The 17,127-nt window shown below is 72.0% G+C and carries 17 protein-coding genes; 10 read left to right on the top strand and 7 right to left on the bottom strand.

The window, feature by feature from the left end; genetic code table 11:
- Window positions 1-95: 95 nt before the first annotated feature.
- On the bottom strand, window positions 96-590 hold the full coding sequence (locus tag ACWCSV_RS14185; RefSeq protein WP_327180093.1) for an inorganic diphosphatase: 495 nt from the start codon (window positions 588-590) through the stop codon (window positions 96-98).
- An 86-nt stretch (window positions 591-676) separates the two neighbouring features.
- Here ACWCSV_RS14185 and dacB point away from each other — a divergent pair, with 86 nt between their 5' ends.
- From dacB to folE, 6 genes are all read left to right on the top strand, one after another.
- On the top strand, window positions 677-2,155 hold the full coding sequence (gene dacB, locus ACWCSV_RS14180) for a D-alanyl-D-alanine carboxypeptidase/D-alanyl-D-alanine endopeptidase (protein WP_451141888.1): 1,479 nt from the start codon (window positions 677-679) through the stop codon (window positions 2,153-2,155).
- 83 nt (window positions 2,156-2,238) lie between these two features.
- Window positions 2,239-3,381: a zinc-dependent metalloprotease gene (locus tag ACWCSV_RS14175; protein WP_451141886.1), complete on the top strand. Its 1,143-nt coding sequence runs from the start codon at window positions 2,239-2,241 to the stop codon at window positions 3,379-3,381.
- Window positions 3,382-3,578: 197 nt separating this feature from the next.
- Window positions 3,579-4,649 (top strand): tRNA lysidine(34) synthetase TilS, encoded by a 1,071-nt coding sequence (gene tilS / locus ACWCSV_RS14170; protein WP_451141884.1) that lies wholly within the window; start codon window positions 3,579-3,581, stop codon window positions 4,647-4,649.
- Between the two features lie 101 nt (window positions 4,650-4,750).
- Window positions 4,751-5,290, top strand: coding sequence for a hypoxanthine phosphoribosyltransferase (gene hpt / locus ACWCSV_RS14165; RefSeq protein ID WP_275496049.1), 540 nt, complete (start codon window positions 4,751-4,753; stop codon window positions 5,288-5,290).
- Window positions 5,291-5,525: 235 nt separating this feature from the next.
- Window positions 5,526-7,559: an ATP-dependent zinc metalloprotease FtsH gene (gene ftsH, locus ACWCSV_RS14160; protein ID WP_451141882.1), complete on the top strand. Its 2,034-nt coding sequence runs from the start codon at window positions 5,526-5,528 to the stop codon at window positions 7,557-7,559.
- A 152-nt stretch (window positions 7,560-7,711) separates the two neighbouring features.
- Complete coding sequence (folE, locus tag ACWCSV_RS14155; RefSeq protein ID WP_451141880.1) at window positions 7,712-8,326, top strand: GTP cyclohydrolase I FolE; 615 nt, start codon at window positions 7,712-7,714, stop codon at window positions 8,324-8,326.
- Window positions 8,327-8,365: 39 nt separating this feature from the next.
- Here the strand turns inward: folE and ACWCSV_RS14150 are convergent, their stop codons facing one another.
- From ACWCSV_RS14150 to ACWCSV_RS14125, 6 genes are all read right to left on the bottom strand, one after another.
- Window positions 8,366-8,848 carry a DUF3180 domain-containing protein gene (locus ACWCSV_RS14150; protein WP_451141878.1) on the bottom strand — a complete coding sequence of 161 codons (483 nt, stop codon included), beginning with the start codon at window positions 8,846-8,848 and terminating at the stop codon, window positions 8,366-8,368.
- A gap of 157 nt (window positions 8,849-9,005) precedes the next feature.
- Window positions 9,006-9,617 carry a 2-amino-4-hydroxy-6-hydroxymethyldihydropteridine diphosphokinase gene (folK, locus tag ACWCSV_RS14145; RefSeq protein WP_327177175.1) on the bottom strand — a complete coding sequence of 204 codons (612 nt, stop codon included), beginning with the start codon at window positions 9,615-9,617 and terminating at the stop codon, window positions 9,006-9,008.
- Entirely contained in the window at window positions 9,614-9,973 is a 360-nt protein-coding gene (gene folB / locus ACWCSV_RS14140; RefSeq protein WP_451141876.1) for a dihydroneopterin aldolase, read from the bottom strand. The genes folK and folB overlap by 4 nt, the downstream gene beginning before the upstream one ends.
- Window positions 9,974-10,293: 320 nt before the next feature.
- Window positions 10,294-10,800 (bottom strand): nuclear transport factor 2 family protein, encoded by a 507-nt coding sequence (locus ACWCSV_RS14135; RefSeq protein WP_451141874.1) that lies wholly within the window; start codon window positions 10,798-10,800, stop codon window positions 10,294-10,296.
- The gene (gene folP / locus ACWCSV_RS14130; protein WP_451141872.1) at window positions 10,797-11,657 is read right to left on the bottom strand and encodes a dihydropteroate synthase; all 861 of its coding nucleotides are present in this window, start codon (window positions 11,655-11,657) and stop codon (window positions 10,797-10,799) included. Before folP ends, ACWCSV_RS14135 begins: the two co-directional genes overlap by 4 nt.
- A gap of 62 nt (window positions 11,658-11,719) precedes the next feature.
- Window positions 11,720-12,904, bottom strand: coding sequence for an ABC transporter ATP-binding protein (locus ACWCSV_RS14125; protein WP_451141870.1), 1,185 nt, complete (start codon window positions 12,902-12,904; stop codon window positions 11,720-11,722).
- A 171-nt stretch (window positions 12,905-13,075) separates the two neighbouring features.
- Between ACWCSV_RS14125 and ACWCSV_RS14120 the strand changes: the two genes are divergently transcribed.
- From ACWCSV_RS14120 to ACWCSV_RS14105, 4 genes are all read left to right on the top strand, one after another.
- Entirely contained in the window at window positions 13,076-13,822 is a 747-nt protein-coding gene (locus ACWCSV_RS14120) for an ABC transporter permease (RefSeq protein ID WP_451141868.1), read from the top strand.
- Between the two features lie 3 nt (window positions 13,823-13,825).
- Complete coding sequence (locus ACWCSV_RS14115; protein ID WP_390958502.1) at window positions 13,826-14,503, top strand: ABC transporter permease; 678 nt, start codon at window positions 13,826-13,828, stop codon at window positions 14,501-14,503.
- A gap of 86 nt (window positions 14,504-14,589) precedes the next feature.
- Window positions 14,590-15,570, top strand: coding sequence for a glycine betaine ABC transporter substrate-binding protein (locus tag ACWCSV_RS14110; protein WP_451141866.1), 981 nt, complete (start codon window positions 14,590-14,592; stop codon window positions 15,568-15,570).
- Window positions 15,571-15,858: 288 nt separating this feature from the next.
- Window positions 15,859-17,097, top strand: coding sequence for a hypothetical protein (locus ACWCSV_RS14105; RefSeq protein ID WP_451141864.1), 1,239 nt, complete (start codon window positions 15,859-15,861; stop codon window positions 17,095-17,097).
- The last annotated feature ends 30 nt before the right edge of the window (window positions 17,098-17,127 follow it).

The following is a 17,127-nucleotide window of genomic DNA, read 5'->3' as shown; positions in this document are numbered from 1 at the left end:
CCGACGGAGCCCCAGGGCATCCCCGGGTCTCCGTCAGGACCGGCCCCGCCACCCGTACGGAAGCGGAACCGGAACGTCCCTCGAAGGGAACCGCGTCAGTGCGCGCCGCCCTGGTCCTGCAGGCGCTTGTAGGAGGCCTCGATCTCGGCCTCGGCCGCGGCACGGCCGACCCAGTCGGCGCCCTCGACGGACTTGCCCGGCTCCAGGTCCTTGTAGACCTCGAAGAAGTGCTGGATCTCCAGGCGGTCGAACTCCGACACGTGCTGGATGTCCTGCAGGTGCTCGACGCGCGGGTCCGACGCGGGGACGCACAGCAGCTTGTCGTCGCCGCCGGCCTCGTCCGTCATGCGGAACATGCCGATGGCGCGGCACTTGATGAGGCATCCGGGGAACGTGGGCTCGTCCAGGATGACCAGCGCGTCCAGCGGGTCGCCGTCCTCGCCGAGGGTGTTCTCGACGAAGCCGTAGTCGGCCGGGTAGCTGGTCGAGGTGAAGAGTCGACGGTCCAGGCGGATCCGACCGGTCTCGTGGTCCACCTCGTACTTGTTCCGCGAACCCTTCGGGATCTCGATGGTGACGTCGAACTCCACGGGTGGCTCCTCCATGATCAACACATACGACTGGTGGTTAAGTGTCCCCCACGCAGATGTGTGCTCGCGAAAGGGGCTGGTCAACGGTGGCCGAGCCGGTGGATGAACCGTCGAAGGAACCGTCGGACCCCTGGGGCAAGCTGAAGAGCCTGGCCGGAAAACCGGCCCTGCCGGACAGCTGGCGGCTCGTCGCAGGCTCCGCGGTTCTCGGCCTGGTGGTCGCCGCCGGCGCCGTGTTCGCCGCCGGCCCCTGGGACAACGGTCAGCGTACGGCCGAACGCGCCCGGGCCGCCGGTCAGGGCCGTACAGGTGACACAGCTCACCGGAGTTCAGCGGCGGGCCCCGCCGCTCCCGCGCCCGCCCCCAGCGCCGCCGCGGTGCTCGCCGCCCTCGGCACCGGCCGTGCCCCGGCGGGGGCGGCGGTGGCGCCGGCCAAGGAGCTGGACCGGCTGGTCAAGGCTTCCGCGCTCGGCACCCGTACGACGGCCGTCGTCGTGGACACCGCCACCGGCAAGCAGATCTACGCCCGCGCCGCCGGTACGCCGATGACTCCCGCCTCCACCATCAAGATCGCCACCATGGTCGCCGCGCTCTCGGAGCTCGGCCCCGACCACCGCATCGACACCACCGTGCGCGCCTCGCCCGACCTGCGCACCGTCACCCTCGTCGGCGGCGGCGACCCCACCCTGGACGAGGCCGGACTGCGCGCGCTGGCCCGTTCCGCGGCCAAGGCTCTGACGGACCGGAAGGTGCGCGAGGTCGCCCTCACCTACGACGCCTCCGCCTACTCCGGGCCGGCCCGTCACCCCATCGGCCCCAACGACAACATCGCGCCGGTCAGCGCCCTGATGGTCCGCGAGGGGCGGCTCGACAAGAGCGACCACGGGCCCGCCGCGCGATCCGGCGACCCCGCCGCCGACGCCGCACACCTGTTCGCCGGGTACCTCAGGGACAACGGTGTGAAGACGACGGGCGAACCCCGCTCCCACCGGCCCGCCGCCAAAGCGACCACCCTCGCCACCCACCGCTCCCAGCCGCTCTCCGCCCTGGTCGAACGGACCCTCACCAACAGCGACAACGACCTGGCCGAGGCCCTCGCCCGGCAGACCGCCATCGGCGCCGGCCGACCGGCCGGCTTCGACGGGGCCCGCGCCGCGGTCACCGCACAGCTGAAGAAGCTCGGCCTGCCGGTCACCGGCGCCCGGCTCGGCGACGGCAGCGGACTCGACAGGAACGACAAAGTCTCCGCCGCCCTCCTGGCGGGCCTCCTCGCCCGTGCGGCGGACCCCGCGCACCCCGAACTCCGCCCCGTCCTCACCGGACTCCCGGTGGCCGGATTCAGCGGCACGCTCGACGCCCGGTACGGCGAGAAGTCGGGCGGCGCGGGACTCGTACGGGCCAAGACGGGCACCCTCACCGGCGTCAACGCGCTGGCCGGCACGGTCGTGGACCCCCGCGGCCGACTGCTCTCCTTCGCCTTCCTCACCTCCGGCACCACCTCCCCCGGTGATGCCGAGAAGGCCCTCGACGACCTCGCCACGGCACTGGCCACCCCGACCGGCTGATGCTCCCGCGACGCCGTCGCCCGATGCGGGCGACGGCCGTCAACGCCCCTCCACGGGAGCGCACCCTCACGTACGGTTGACGCATGACGAGCATCGGTGGTGCCGAGATGGTCGACTGGAATCTCGCGGTGGCGACCGCGACCCGGCTCGTGCGGCCGGGTCCCGAGACCGACCGCGAGGAGGCGCGCGCCGTCGTCGCGGAGCTGCGCCGCCACGCCAAGGCCTCGGAGGAACACGTCCGTTCCTTCACCCGGATGATCCCGGTGGGCCCCGGGGCCCCCGTACCGGCCGACACACCCGTCCTGGTCGTGGACCGGGCCGGCTGGATCAAGGCCAACGTCGCGGGGTTCCGCGAACTCCTGCGCCCACTGCTCTCCAAGATGTCCGAGCGGCGCGGCGGCGGCCCCGGCCAGAGCGTCATCGGGGCCGTCGGCGGCAAGGTGACCGGCGTCGAACTCGGCATGCTGCTCTCCTTCCTCGCCTCCCGGGTGCTCGGCCAGTACGAGACCTTCGCGCCCGCGAGCCGGGAGCTGCCCGCCCTCGACCAGGGCGGCGGCCGGCTGCTCCTGGTCGCCCCGAACATCGTCCACGTCGAGCGCGAACTCGACGTGGACCCGCACGACTTCCGGCTCTGGGTGGCCCTCCACGAGGAGACCCACCGCACCCAGTTCACCGGGGTGCCGTGGCTGCGCGACCACCTCCAGGGCGAGATCCAGTCCTTCCTGGACCAGACCGATGTGGACCCCGCCACCTTCGTCGAACAGCTGCGCGAAGCCGTGCAGTCGCTCGTCGGCGGGCGGCCCGAGGGGGAGCGCGGCGAGGGCGGCGGCCGCAGCCTCGTCGAACTCGTCCAGACGCCCGCCCAGCGCGAGATCCTCGGCCGGCTCACCGCGGTGATGTCCCTGCTGGAGGGGCACGCCGACTTCGTCATGGACGGGGTCGGGCCCGACGTGGTCCCCTCGGTCGCCGAGATCCGCGAGAAGTTCCAGCAGCGCCGGGCGCGCGGTGCGGGCCGCCTCGACCTGGCCCTGCGCAAACTGCTCGGGATGGACGCGAAGCTCCGTCAGTACCGCGACGGAGAACGGTTCGTGAGCGCCGTCGTCGCCGAGGTCGGTATGGACGGGTTCAACCGGGTGTGGACCTCGCCCAACACCCTCCCGACGAAGGCCGAGATCGCCGCCCCCGCGGAGTGGGTCGCGCGCGTGCACCGTAAGGCAGATTCGTGATCTTGACGCGGCCCACGACCGGATAAAGGTCCTCCAATCACCCATCCGAGGGACCATGAGGGCATGGGAAGCCGTGCAATGCTCGATGAACAGCCTGCCTCTGTCACCATCGACGCACTCTGAGTGACGTCCAGGGACGGCACTTCGCCGTCCCGCCTCTCGGAGGCACCCCCCAGAACTCCAGAAGGGCACCGGACATGGGTCCCCATCCTGCGGTCGCGGCGATACGCCTGGCGGTCCGCCGCGTACTCCACGACGTACTCACCGAACACACCCTCCGCACCCAGAACCCCCGCCTCGCCGAAGCCGGCGGAGCCGGCCGGACGGCCTTCCCCGAACGGCCCGCAGCCGTCCACCGCCCGCTCGTTCTGGTGGCCTGCTCCGGCGGCGCCGACTCCATGGCGCTCGCCTCCGCCCTCGCCTTCGAGGCCCGCAAGCTCGACGTCCGGGCCGGCGGCATCACCGTCGACCACAACCTCCAGACCGGCAGCGGACTGCGCGCGGCCGAGGTCGTCACCCGGCTGACCGCCATGGACCTCGACCCCGTCGAGGCCGTCGCCGTCCACGTCGGACGCGAAGGCGGCCCCGAGGCCGCCGCCCGCGACGCCCGCTACGCCGCGCTCGACGCCGCCGCCGAGCGCCACGGTGCCGCCACGATCCTGCTCGGCCACACCCGTGACGACCAGGCCGAGACAGTGCTGCTCGGGCTCGCCCGGGGCTCCGGCATCCGCTCGCTCTCCGGCATGGCCGCCGCCTCCGGGCCGGCCGGCCGCTACCGCCGCCCGTTCCTCCAGCTCGACCGGCAGACCGTCCGCAAGGCATGCCTGGTCCAGTCCCTCCCCGTCTGGGACGACCCCCACAACGCCGACCCCGCCTACACCCGCTCCCGCCTCCGCCACGAGGGCCTGCCCGCCCTGGAGAAGGCCCTCGGCAAGGGCGTCGTCGAGGCGCTCGCCCGTACGGCCCAGCTCTCGCGGGACGATGCCGACGCCCTGGACGGCTGGGCCGCCGAGGCGGAGCGCGCCGTGCGCGACGACGACGGCGAGCTGGACTGCGCCAAGCTGTGGGCGCTGCCGCCCGCCGTACGCCGCCGGGTACTGCGCCGTGCCGTGATCGACGCGGGCGCCCCGGCCGGTTCGCTCTTCGCCCGCCACGTCGAGGAAGTGGACCGGCTGATCACCGGCTGGCGGGGCCAGCGCGCCCTCAACCTGCCCGGCCGCGTCGAAGCCCGGCGGCAGGGTGGCAGACTGGTCATCCGGCAGAGCTGAAGAGCAAGCGGCTGAAGTGCAGGCGAGACGGCCGGCCGGGCCCGGGTGACACGCACCGGGCCGGGCGGGCGAAGAAAGAGACGCGGGTGAACGAGAAGGACATGGGCAGCGACCTCCAGTCGGTGCTCCTCACGAAGGAAGAGATCGACGCGAAGCTCGTCGAGCTGGCCGCCAAGATCGACGCGGAGTACGCGGGCAAGGATCTGCTCCTCGTCGGGGTCCTCAAGGGCGCGGTGATGGTCATGGCCGACCTGGCGCGCGCGCTGTCCACCCCCGCCACGATGGACTGGATGGCGGTCTCCTCGTACGGCGCGGGCACCCAGTCCTCCGGCGTCGTCCGCATCCTCAAGGACCTGGACACCGACATCAAGGGCAAGCACGTCCTGATCGTCGAGGACATCATCGACTCCGGGCTGACGCTTTCCTGGCTGCTCTCCAACCTGGGGTCGCGCGAGCCGGCGAGCCTGGAGGTCTGCACCCTGCTGCGCAAGCCGGACGCCGCGAAGGTCGCGATCGACGTGAAGTGGATCGGCTTCGACATCCCCAACGAGTTCGTCGTCGGCTACGGGCTGGACTACGCGGAGAAGTACCGCAACCTCCCGTTCGTCGGCACCCTCGCCCCGCACGTGTACGGCGGCTGACACCCCCGCCGGGAGAACGGCCCCCGCCGCACGCCGGCCGGGGCCGTTCCCGGAACGCGGCGGCGGCCGGGAACCCTTACCGCGCTCCCGCCGTTGAAGGTCTCGAATAAGGGTTTCCGGTACGTCCTCGGCGGTCGAAGGCCACAATGCTGGGGTACGGTCCGAAGAGCAGTCTCAATCTCACAGCAGCATTTACCTACGGGCAGGAGGGACGGGGCGACTTCGCTCCGTATGGATGGACGTGAAGCGATACTTCCGTGGGCCGGTCATGTGGATCGTGCTGGCCGTCCTCGCCGTGGTCGTGTTGATGCAGGTCGTCGGCTCGTCCGGCGGCTACAAGACGGTGGACACCGCCAAGGTGGTCCAGGCGATCAGCAAGAACCAGGTGGAGTCGGCCAAGCTGACCACCGGTGACGAACAAATCCTCAAGATCGAGCTGAAGGACGGCGAGAAGCTCAAGGGCGAGTCCGGCAGCAAGTTCCAGGCCAGCTACATCGGCACCCAGGGCGTCGATCTCGCCGAGACGATGCAGCAGAAGTTCGAGAACGGCGACATCGAGAAGGGTTACACCGTCTCGCCGTCGAAGCAGTCGCCGTTCCTCTCGATCCTGCTGTCGCTCCTGCCCTTCGTCCTCATCGTGGTCATCTTCCTGTTCCTGATGAACCAGATGCAGGGTGGCGGCTCCAAGGTCATGCAGTTCGGCAAGTCCAAGGCCAAGCTGATCACCAAGGACACGCCGAAGACGACGTTCGCCGACGTGGCGGGCTCGGACGAGGCCGTCGAGGAGCTCCACGAGATCAAGGAGTTCCTGCAGGAGCCGGCGAAGTTCCAGGCCGTCGGCGCCAAGATCCCGAAGGGCGTCCTGCTCTACGGGCCGCCCGGTACGGGCAAGACACTGCTCGCGCGCGCCGTCGCCGGCGAGGCGGGCGTGCCGTTCTACTCGATCTCCGGCTCCGACTTCGTCGAGATGTTCGTCGGTGTCGGTGCCTCCCGGGTGCGCGACCTCTTCGAGCAGGCCAAGGCGAACGCCCCGGCGATCGTCTTCGTCGACGAGATCGACGCCGTCGGCCGCCACCGCGGCGCCGGCATGGGCGGCGGTCACGACGAGCGCGAGCAGACGCTCAACCAGCTGCTCGTCGAGATGGACGGCTTCGACGTCAAGGGCGGCGTGATCCTGATCGCGGCGACCAACCGGCCGGACATCCTCGACCCGGCGCTGCTGCGCCCGGGCCGGTTCGACCGCCAGATCGCCGTGGACCGCCCGGACATGCTGGGGCGTCTGGAGATCCTCAAGGTGCACAAGAAGGGCAAGCCGGTAACGGAGGACGTCGACCTCAACGCCGTCGCCCGCCGCACCCCCGGCTTCACCGGTGCCGACCTGGCGAACGTGCTGAACGAAGCGGCGCTCCTCACGGCGCGCGGCAACAAGAAGCTGATCGACAACTCCACCCTGGACGAGGCGATCGACCGCGTCGTGGCCGGCCCGCAGAAGCGGACCCGGATCATGTCCGAGAAGGAGAAGAAGATCACCGCGTACCACGAGGGCGGACACGCCCTGGTCGCGGCGGCTTCCCCCCAGTCGGACCCGGTGCACAAGATCACGATTCTCTCCCGCGGCCGTGCCCTCGGTTACACGATGGTGCTCCCGGAGGAGGACAAGTACTCCACGACCCGCAACGAGATGCTCGACCAGCTCGCGTACATGCTGGGCGGGCGTGCGGCCGAGGAGCTGGTCTTCCACGACCCGACCACGGGTGCCGCCAACGACATCGAGAAGGCCAGTGCCACGGCCCGCGCGATGGTGACGCAGTACGGCATGACCGAGCGGCTCGGCGCGATCAAGTTCGGCGGTGACAACACCGAGCCCTTCGTGGGCCGCGAGATGGGTCACCAGCGCGACTACTCGGAAGAGGTCGCCGCGCTCGTCGACGAAGAGGTCAAGAAGCTCATCGAGACCGCGCACAACGAGGCGTGGGAGATCCTGGTCGAGAACCGGGACATCCTCGACACCCTGGTCCTCCAGCTCCTGGAGAAGGAGACCCTGGGCAAGGAGGAGATCGCGGAGATCTTCGCCCCGATCGTGAAGCGCCCGGCCCGCCCGGCGTGGACCGGTTCGGCCCGGCGTACCCCGTCGACGCGTCCGCCGGTGCTCTCGCCGAAGGAGCTCGCCCTGACGAACGGCTCGGCGAGCGCCAACGGCTCGGCGGCGTCCTCGGACACCACCGCCGGCACCAAGGACATCTCCTCGGAGGACCGTCCGGAGAGCTGACCCCCGTACCGCACAGGTGTGACGGCCCTCACCCGCCGCCCGCCCGTACCGGAATGGATGCCGCGCCCCCCAGGTTTTAGCCTGTGGGGGCGCGGCTTTTCGTTGGGCCGTGCAGGCACCGCGCAGCCGGCGCGCAGAGGAACGAGGCACAGATGACCGACCCGGTGACGCTGGACGGCGCGTACGCGAACGGCCCGTACGGCGAGTTCGACGAGAAGCGGGCCGAGGCCGCTGTACGGGAGCTGCTGTTCGCGGTCGGCGAGGACCCGGACCGCGAGGGGCTCCGGGAGACCCCGGGGCGCGTCGCGCGGGCGTACCGGGAGATCTTCGCGGGGCTCTTCCAGGAGGCCGAGGACGTCCTGACGACCACGTTCGACCTGGGGCACGACGAGATGGTCCTGGTGAAGGACATCGAGGTCTTCTCCACCTGCGAGCACCACCTGGTGCCGTTCCGGGGGGTCGCGCACGTGGGGTACATCCCGGCGACCTCGGGGAAGATCACCGGGCTCTCCAAGCTGGCCCGCCTGGTGGACGTCTACGCCCGCAGGCCGCAGGTGCAGGAGCGGCTCACCACGCAGATCGCCGAGTCCCTGATGGAGATCCTGGAGCCGCGCGGCGTCATCGTCGTCATCGAGTGCGAGCACATGTGCATGTCGATGCGCGGGATCCGCAAGCCCGGGGCGAAGACGATCACCTCGGCGGTGCGCGGGCAGCTCCGCGACCCGGCGACGCGGGCCGAGGCGATGAGCCTCATCATGGCGCGCTGAGCCGGGAGGGGCCCCGCCGCGCGGCGGCGGGGCCGGGGCTCAGGCCGCTGCCACGCTCTTGTCGTCGTCGTGGTCCTCGGGGAGCTTGCAGACGTGCTCCAGGAACAGGGCCGCGGCGATGACGGCGAAGGACGCCACCACGGCGGCACCCGCGTAGATCGCCTGGTCGCGGCGGGGCGGCAGGTCCAGATAGCTGAGCAGGAACACGCCCGTGCCGCCGTACACCCCGGCGACCAGCGCGGCCACCAGGGCACTGGCCTGGCCGAAAACGAGCGCCCGGGCCGCCATCAGCGGCTCGACGCCCTTGGCCCCGGGGCGGCGTTCGCGCTGGGCGCGCAGCCGGGACCGGATCGAGAGGGCCGTCGCCAGCAGGACCGCGGCGATGGCGGCGAGCACGATCGGACCGGCGAGCGGGACGCTCGGCAGGGTGCCGAGGGCGTTCCAGAGGCGCGCACCGGCCCAGGACAGCACGCCCGCGCCGACGAAGAGCCCGGCCAGCACCCGGAGCCGTAGTTGCCTCACCGATCAAGCCGCCCTTCGCCGACCGCGGTCCGTCCGCGGTCCGTCCGCTGTCCGTCAGCGATCAGCCCGCGATCCGTCCGCGGGGTCCGTCCGTACATGTCTGCCCGGGGCTGTCCGTGATCCGGGTGGACCGGGGACAGCCCTCAGAGCCTAACGATTACTCGGGCAGGCGGAGTTCCAGGTCGGCGCGGGGCAGCACGCCGTCCCGTCCGATTCCGGCCAGCAGCTCGGCGACCGGACCGGCGCCCGGCAGCTGCGCCTCGGGGTCCACGTCGTGCCAGGGCGCGAGCACGAAGGCCCGCTCGCCGGCCCGGGGGTGCGGCAGCGTGAGGTGCGGGTCGTCGGAGACCACGTCGGCGTACGCGACGATGTCGACGTCGATGGTGCGCGGGCCCCAGCGCTCCTCGCGGACCCGGTCGAAGGCCTCCTCGATGGCGTGGCCGCGCTCCAGCAGCGAGGACGGCGGCAGCGTCGTCTTCACCACGACCACCGCGTTGAAGTACGACGGCTGGGAGCCGGGCTCGACGCCCCAGGGCTCCGTCTCGTACACCGGGGAGACCGCTTTGACCCGGACGCCGGGGGTGTCCTCCAGGGCGTCGATGGCCCCCTGGAGCGTCTCCAGGCGGTTGCCCAGGTTGGAGCCGAGCGAGATCACGGCCCGCTTCGGGTTGGAGAGGGTGATGTCGGCGTCGTCCACCTGCTGGACGACCGAGGCCGGCACCGGCTGGACAGTGGGATCGCTCTGCCCGCGGGCGGAAAATGCTGTCATGCTCGGCTCCGGATGATGGTGATGGTCACGTCGTCGAAGGGGACCGTGATCGGGGCGTCCGGCTTGTGGACGACCACCTCGACCTCGTGGACTCCCTCGTGCTTGAGGCACTGCTGGGCGATGCGTTCGGCGAGGGTCTCGATCAGGTCGACCGGCTCGCCCTCGACGATGGCGACGACCTCTTCGGCGACGATGCCGTAGTGCACGGTCCGCGAGAGATCGTCGGCGGCCGCGGCGGCACGGGTGTCCAGGCTCAGGGCCAGGTCCACGATGAAGGTCTGGCCTTCTTCGCGTTCCCGGGGGAAGACGCCATGGTGTCCACGGGCCTTGAGGCCGCGCAGCGCGACACGATCCACGCGAATCACTCCTGCTGTTGTTGGTCCACGAGGCGCGGGAACCTTCCTTTCGGAGGGTGCCGGGCCCGCGCGCCCCGGCATAGCGGCACCGCGCCCCGGCGAAGACGCCTTCTTCCGAATCTACCCGCGAGCACCGACAGAGCCGGGCCTCGGGTCTGTCCGGCACTCGCCCCGCGAGGGGTGTCCGCCGTCCCCACGGGGGCTGGTGTCCGCGTATACCCGCTGTGCCGGGGGCTCAATCCCCCCGCGCATGGAGTGCCTGGAGTGCTCGGAGTGCCGTGAGCGGCCTGATCCGGCCTGATCCGGCCGGATCGGCCTGATCAGGCCGGGGACTCCGGTTCCGGTTCGTCGTCGGACTCGGTCAGGACCGGGGACCCGTGGTGCGACCAGAGTTTCCAGCCGTCCGGGGTGCGCCGGAACACGTTGGTCGCGACGACCAGCTGGCCGACCAGCGGACCGACCGTGTCGTCGCCCTCGGCGGGGCCGCCGCTGAGGATGTTCTCCGTGCAGTTGACCAGGGCGGTGTCCCCGGTCATGGCGACGTCCACGTCGGTCAGGATGAACTGGATGTACTCGGTGTTCGCCATGATGAGCGCGTAGCTGCGCAGTACGTCGCCACGGCCCCGGAGCACCGGCCAGCCGGGGTGGACGCAGGAGACCGTGAGGTCCTCGCCGGGCAGCCAGAGGCCGGCGAGCCGTTCGTAGTCGCCGCTCTCCATCGCTTCGTAGAAGTCGGTGTTCGCCTGCTCCACGGCGGCGACGTCGGTGGCCGCGTCGGGGATGCCGGGGGTGTCGTCCCCGCCGGAGCCCGCGGGCGGCGTGGTCACACGGCTCCTTCGACGGCACGGCACACGCGTACGGCGTCGGCGCTGGCCCGGACCTCGTGGACCCGGACGGCCCAGGCGCCTGCCAGGGCGGAGATCGTGGAGATCGCGGCGGTCGCCGCGTCGCGCTCCCGGGCCGGCGGCGGGGTGCCGTCCGGGCCGGCCAGGGTCCGGCCGAGGAACCGTTTCCGGGACGCGGCCACCAGCAGCGGGCGGCCCAGCGTGCGCAGCGCGTCCAGGTGCGCGACGAGCGCGAGGTCCTGGGCGGTGTCCTTGGCGAAGCCGAGGCCCGGATCGATCAGGATGCGCTCGGGGGCGACCCCGCCCGCGACCACGGCGTCCATGCGCTCGCGCAGTTCGGTGACGACCTCGCCCACCACGTCCGTGTACACCGCGCGGGCATTCATCGACTCGCTGAAACCGCGCCAGTGCATCACGACGAACGGTGCCCCGGTCTCCGCGACCACCCGGACCATGTCCGGGTCGGCCAGACCGCCGCTGACGTCGTTGACCAGCACGCCGCCGGCCGCGATCGACTGCTCGGCGACGCGGGCCCGCATGGTGTCCACGGAGACGACGGCCCCCTCGGCGACCAGCCCCCGTACGACGGGCACCACCCGGCGCAGCTCCTCGTCCTCGTCGACCCGGCTCGCCCCGGGGCGCGTCGACTCGCCGCCGACGTCGATCAGGTCCGCGCCGTCGGCCATCAGGGCCAGCCCGCGCTTGATCGCGGCCGTGGTGTCGAACCACCGGCCTCCGTCGGAGAAGGAGTCGGGGGTCACGTTCACGACACCCATGACCGCACAGCGGTCCCACTCCGGCAGGCCCTCGACCGTGCCCCGTCCGCGCAAGCTACTCATACGTCCAGCGTAGAGCGTGGCGGTACCGGGGCGCGTACGGCCGCCGGTCCCGCCCCCGCCCGTCAGCCGGCCCGCCCGGCCGTTTCCTTCCCCGGCGCGGCCTCCGCCCCGGACCGGTCCGCGGCGTCGGCGCCGACCGAGCGGCGCAGGGCGGCGTGCAGCCGGTCGGGGGTGAGGGTGCCGAGGTAGCGGCCGGACTCCTCGTCGTCCACGACGGCGATCCACCCCGCGTCGTGCTGGAGCATCGTGGCGAGGGCGCGGCGGAGCGGGGCGCCGAGCGGGAGGCGGGCGTCCAGGGGCCGCAGCCCGTCGCGGACGGTGGCGTCCTCGCCCGGGGAGGGCGGTTCGGCTCCGGCGGGCAGCCAGCCGAGGGGGCGGTCCTGGTCGTCCAGCACCACCGCCCACCGGGAGCCGTCCCCGGTGATCCGGGCGGTGGCGTCCCGGAGCGGTTCGCCGGGGCGGGCGACCGGGGGCCGGCCGAGGTCGGCTTCGGCCACGGGGGTGACCGAGAGCCGCTTCAGGCCGCGGTCGGCGCCGACGAAGTCCGCGACGTACGGGTTCGCGGGGGCGCCGAGCACCCGGGCGGGGGAGTCGAACTGCTCGATGCGGCCCTGTCCGTAGACGGCGATCCGGTCGCCGAGGCGTACCGCCTCCTCGATGTCGTGGGTGACGAAGAGGATGGTCTTACGGACCCGCTCCTGGAGCCCCAGGAACTCGTTCTGGAGGTGCTCGCGGACCACCGGGTCCACCGCGCCGAACGGCTCGTCCATCAGCAGGACCGGCGGATCGGCGGCCAACGCCCTTGCCACGCCCACGCGTTGGCGCTGTCCACCGGAGAGCTGATCGGGGTAGCGGTCGCCGTGCACGGACGGGTCGAGGCCGACCAGGTCGAGGAGTTCGGCAGCACGTTCCCGGGCCTTGGCGCGTTTCCAGCCGAGGAGATGGGGAACGGTGGCGGTGTTCTCCAGGACCGTCCTGTGCGGGAAGAGGCCCACTTGCTGGATCACATAGCCGATACGGCGCCGGAGCTCGACGGGGTCGACGGCGGATATGTCCTCGCCGTCGAGGAGCACACGCCCCTCGGTGGGTTCGATCAGCCGGTTCACCATCTTCATGGTGGTCGTCTTGCCGCATCCTGACGGGCCGACGAGCGTGACGAGTTCGCCCTCGGCCACCTCGAAGGAGAGCGAGTCGACGGCCGTGGTGCCGTCGGCGTACCGCTTGGTGACGTTCTCGAACCGGATCATGATTCCCCCTTGTGGCACGCCCTCTGTGACGGGCGTGTTGCTGGAACGGGACGGCCTCCGTGCGGGTCCGTGGACGAGGATAGGCTCGTCCGCATGCCCGCCGCCGAAAGGCCCGGGACGGGCCCGTACCCCGGAATCGGGCCGGCACGGGGGATGGGGAGGTGGGGGCGGATGGCTGCGGCGAACTGCCTGGTGACGAACGACTGGATCTGCGGCGAGTACCTGCGCTCCCGCAGCCAGGAGCTGGTGGACGCGACCGTCCAGCACGTCTGGATCACCGCCGTGTCGGTGGCGATCGGCCTGGTGGTCGCGTTCCCGCTGGCCCTGCTCGCCCGCCGGGGGCGGCACTTCGCCGGACCGGTCCTCGGACTGACCACGGTGATCTACACCGTGCCCTCGCTGGCGATGTTCTCCCTGCTGCTGCCCGTGTTCGGGCTGTCCGCCGCGCTGGTGGTCACCGGACTGGTGCTGTACTCGCTGACCATCCTCGTACGGAACATCCTGGCCGGGCTCGAAGCGGTGCCCGAGGAGGCCAAGGAGGCCGCGCGCGGCATGGGGTACGGGCCCGTACGGCTGCTCTGGGAGGTCGAGATCCCGCTCGCGCTGCCCGCGCTGATGGCCGGTCTGCGGATCGCCTCGGTCTCCACCGTCGCGCTCACCACGGTCGGCTCGCTGGTCGGCAAGGGCGGGCTCGGCAACCTCATCCGGGACGCCCTGCCCAGCCTCTTCAAGGCCCAGGTGCTCGCCGCCTCGGTGCTCTGTGTGCTGCTCGCCGTCGCGGCGGACCTGCTGCTGCTCGGGGTCCAGCGGTGGCTGACCCCGTGGACCCGGGTACGGGCGGGCGCGCCCGCGGCGGTGACGGCACGTGCGACCAGGAAGACGCCGGTGGCGCAGGCCGCGCCGAAGGAGGTGGGCTGAGCCGTGGGAGTGGTCGCCGACGCCTGGACCTGGCTGGTCACGGGCTCCAACTGGTCCGGCCCCGACGGTGCGGCGCACCGCCTCGCCGAACACCTCTACGTCAGCGGGCTCGCCCTCCTGGTGGCCTGCGCGATCGCGCTGCCGCTCGGGCTCCGGCTCGGCCACCTCGGCCGGGGCGGCGCGCTCGCCATCAACATCTCCAACGTGGGCCGGGCCGTGCCCGTGTTCGCGGTGCTCGCCCTCTTCATGCTCACGCCGCTGCGCAACTCCGGCTATCTGCCGACCGTGATCGCCCTGGTGCTCTTCGCGGTACCGCCGCTGCTCACCAACACGTACGTCGGCATGACCGGGGTGGACCGCGCGGTGGTGGAGGCCGCCCGGGGCATGGGGATGTCCGGGACGCAGGTCTTCCTCCGGGTGGAACTGCCGCTCGCCCAGCCCATGATCATGTCCGGGCTGCGGTCCGCCGCCGTACAGGTGGTGGCCACCGCCTCGATCGCGGCGATGGCCGGGCTCGGCGGGCTCGGACGCGTCATCACCGCCGGGTTCAACCGGTACGACACCGCCCAGGTGTTCGCGGGAGCGGTCCTGGTCGCCCTGCTGGCCCTGGCCGTGGAGGGCGTACTGCTGGCGCTCGACCGGCTGCTGTCGCCGCTGCGGCGGCGGGGGCGCCGGGCGTGAGCGCCGCGCACACGACCACTCCGAAAGCCTCACGCGACAACGTCAACAGCCTCACGATTCTCAACATCCCTGGACGGAGAAGGAACATGAGCAGAACCTCGCGCATAGCGGGTGCGGTCATCGGGACGATCGCGCTGGCCGGATCGCTCGCTGCCTGCGGGGGCGACAGTCTGGAGAAGGACGGCGGCAAGGACGCCGCCTCCTCCGCCCCGGCGGACACCGGGAAGGGCACGCTCGTCATCGGTTCGGCGGCCTTCACCGAGTCCAGGGTGCTCGCCGAGCTCTACTCCCAGATCCTCGCCGACGGAGGCTGGAAGACCTCCATCACCACGGTGGAGAACCGGGAGCTGTACGAACCCTCCCTGGAGAAGGGCGAGATCGACGTCATCCCCGAATACGCGGCGACCCTGGCGGAATTCCTCAACGCCAAGGTGAACGGCGCGAAGGAGGCGGAGAAGACCCCGGTCGCCTCCGGTGACGTGGCGGCCACCGTCGCCGCGCTGCAGAAGCTGGCGACCCCGCTCGGCCTGAAGGCCCTTCCGGCCGGAGAGGCGGTCGACCAGAATGCGTTCGCGGTGACCAAGGAATTCGCCGCGAAGAACAAGCTGACGACCCTTTCCGATCTTGGTAAGTCGAAGATCAAAGTGAAGATCGCGGCGGGCGACGAGTGCGCGGTGCGGCCCTTCTGCGCCCCCGGGCTGAAGGCCACGTACGGCATTGACGTGGCCGGTATCGACCCCAAGGGCGTCGGTACTCCGCAGTCCAAGCAGGCGGTGAAGGACGGCGTGGACCAGCTGGTGCTGAGCACCACCACGGACGCCGTCCTGGACGCGTACGACCTGGTCTTCCTGGAGGACGACAAGCACCTCCAGAACGCCGACAACCTCCTGCCCGTGGTGAATGCCAAGGACGCCGGGTCGCCCGAGGTCGCCAAACTGCTGGCCAAGGTCACCGGGGTGCTGACCACGGAGGACCTCGCGGAACTCAACCGCAAGGTCGACGCGGAGCGCGCCAAGCCGGCGGATGTCGCCAAGGAGTATCTGACCTCGAAGAAGCTGATCGGCTGACGGCCCGTCCCCCCGGTATCCGGCTCGCGGGTATCCGTCCTCCCGGGTATACGTCCGCCCGGGTATCGGGCGGCCGGTATACGCGGCCGGTATCGGCGGCCGGTATCCGGCGGCGGTATCCGGGGTGACCGCCGCCCGGCGGCCGGTGATTTCCTGACGGGATCTCCGGCCGCCGGACAGCGGGAGGAATGAGGCGCCCGCGTTGTCCGACGCGGTGTCAGGTAACCGCAGGGGAACAAATAGCCGGGCGGACTCCCGTACGCCGATCGCACGCGGTAAATTCCAGCCATGCCCCGTGGACGCCATCGCCATTCGCCACCCCTGCACAAGTTGCTGCCGCCCTCCGCGGTGGCCGGAGTGTCGGTCGCACTGGCCGCCGGTGCGTGGGCGCCCCTGGACACACTCCCGCTGCGCCTGCTCGCGACGGCGGCCGCCGCCACCGGTCTCGTCGGCGCGTATCTGATGCGTACCTGGGACCAGGCCGCCGGACTCCGCGTAGCGGAGCTCCAGCGGGCCCAGGCCGGTGCCGAATGGCGGGCCGAGGAGCGGGCGGCGGAGCTGGAACAGGAGCTGGAGGAGGCGCGCGAGCTGCGCGTCCGGCTGGAGACCAAACTGCGCTCCAAGCGGATGGAGCTCGCCGGACTGCGCGGGGAGCACGCAGGTCTGCTGCGCCGTTACGCCACCGCCGAGACCGAGCGGGCCAGCGCGCTGGAAGGCCGCAGGCAGCTCGCCATCGAGGCGGCGGCCACCCCGATCGCGCTGCCGCCCGCCCGGTCCACGCCCACCCCGTCCGCGTACCTCGCCGCCGCCCGCGCCCTGCGCGACCTGCCCCGCAACGCCGCGCTCCAGGAGGCCCGCCGCACCGCCGAGCAGGCCCGGCAGCGGGATCTCGCCGAGCGCGCCCGGGAGTCGGCCGCGGAGACGGGCGGCCCGAGGGGCCGTCACGCGGCGGCGGGGGAGTACGGCGACCCGGCGGCCGACGGGTACGGCGACCACGCCGCGTACGGCGGCCATGCCACCGACCACCGGGCCAACGGCACCAGCGGCGACGGAGCGCACCCGGCGGACCTCGCGGCCCTGCCCCCGCGCGCACCGCGCCAACAGCCCGCTCCGCAGCCCGCGCTGCCCGCACCCCGGGCGGCCGGTCCGTCCCCGGTGCCGGCCCGGTTGGCCCGTACGGTCCCCGCGGCCTCGGCCCTCGTACCGCACTCCGCGCCGCGCCGGGCGCAGGTGCCGCAGGGCGGGTTCGACTTCTTCGGCACCCAGCCCGGGGGCACGGGACCGGCGGCCGGGGCGGACGGGGCGGGTACGGCACCTGGACAGCGGCAGCGGTCCGGGTCCGTGCAGCAGGCCGGGCCCGTGCGGGAGTCCGGGCCTGTGCGGGAGTCCGGGCCTGTGCGGGAGTCCGGGCCCGTGCGGGAGGAGGACCTCGCGGACGTGGTCGGGGAGGAGGCGCTGGCCGTGCACCGCGGCCACGCCGGCGACCCGCGCGCGGTGGGCAAGGTCATCGACCTGGGTCATGTCTGACCGTTCCGGCTTCCCGACGGGGACGGCCCC

Source organism: Streptomyces sp. NPDC001770 (assembly GCF_053596135.1).
This window is presented reverse-complemented; position numbering and strand designations above follow the sequence as displayed.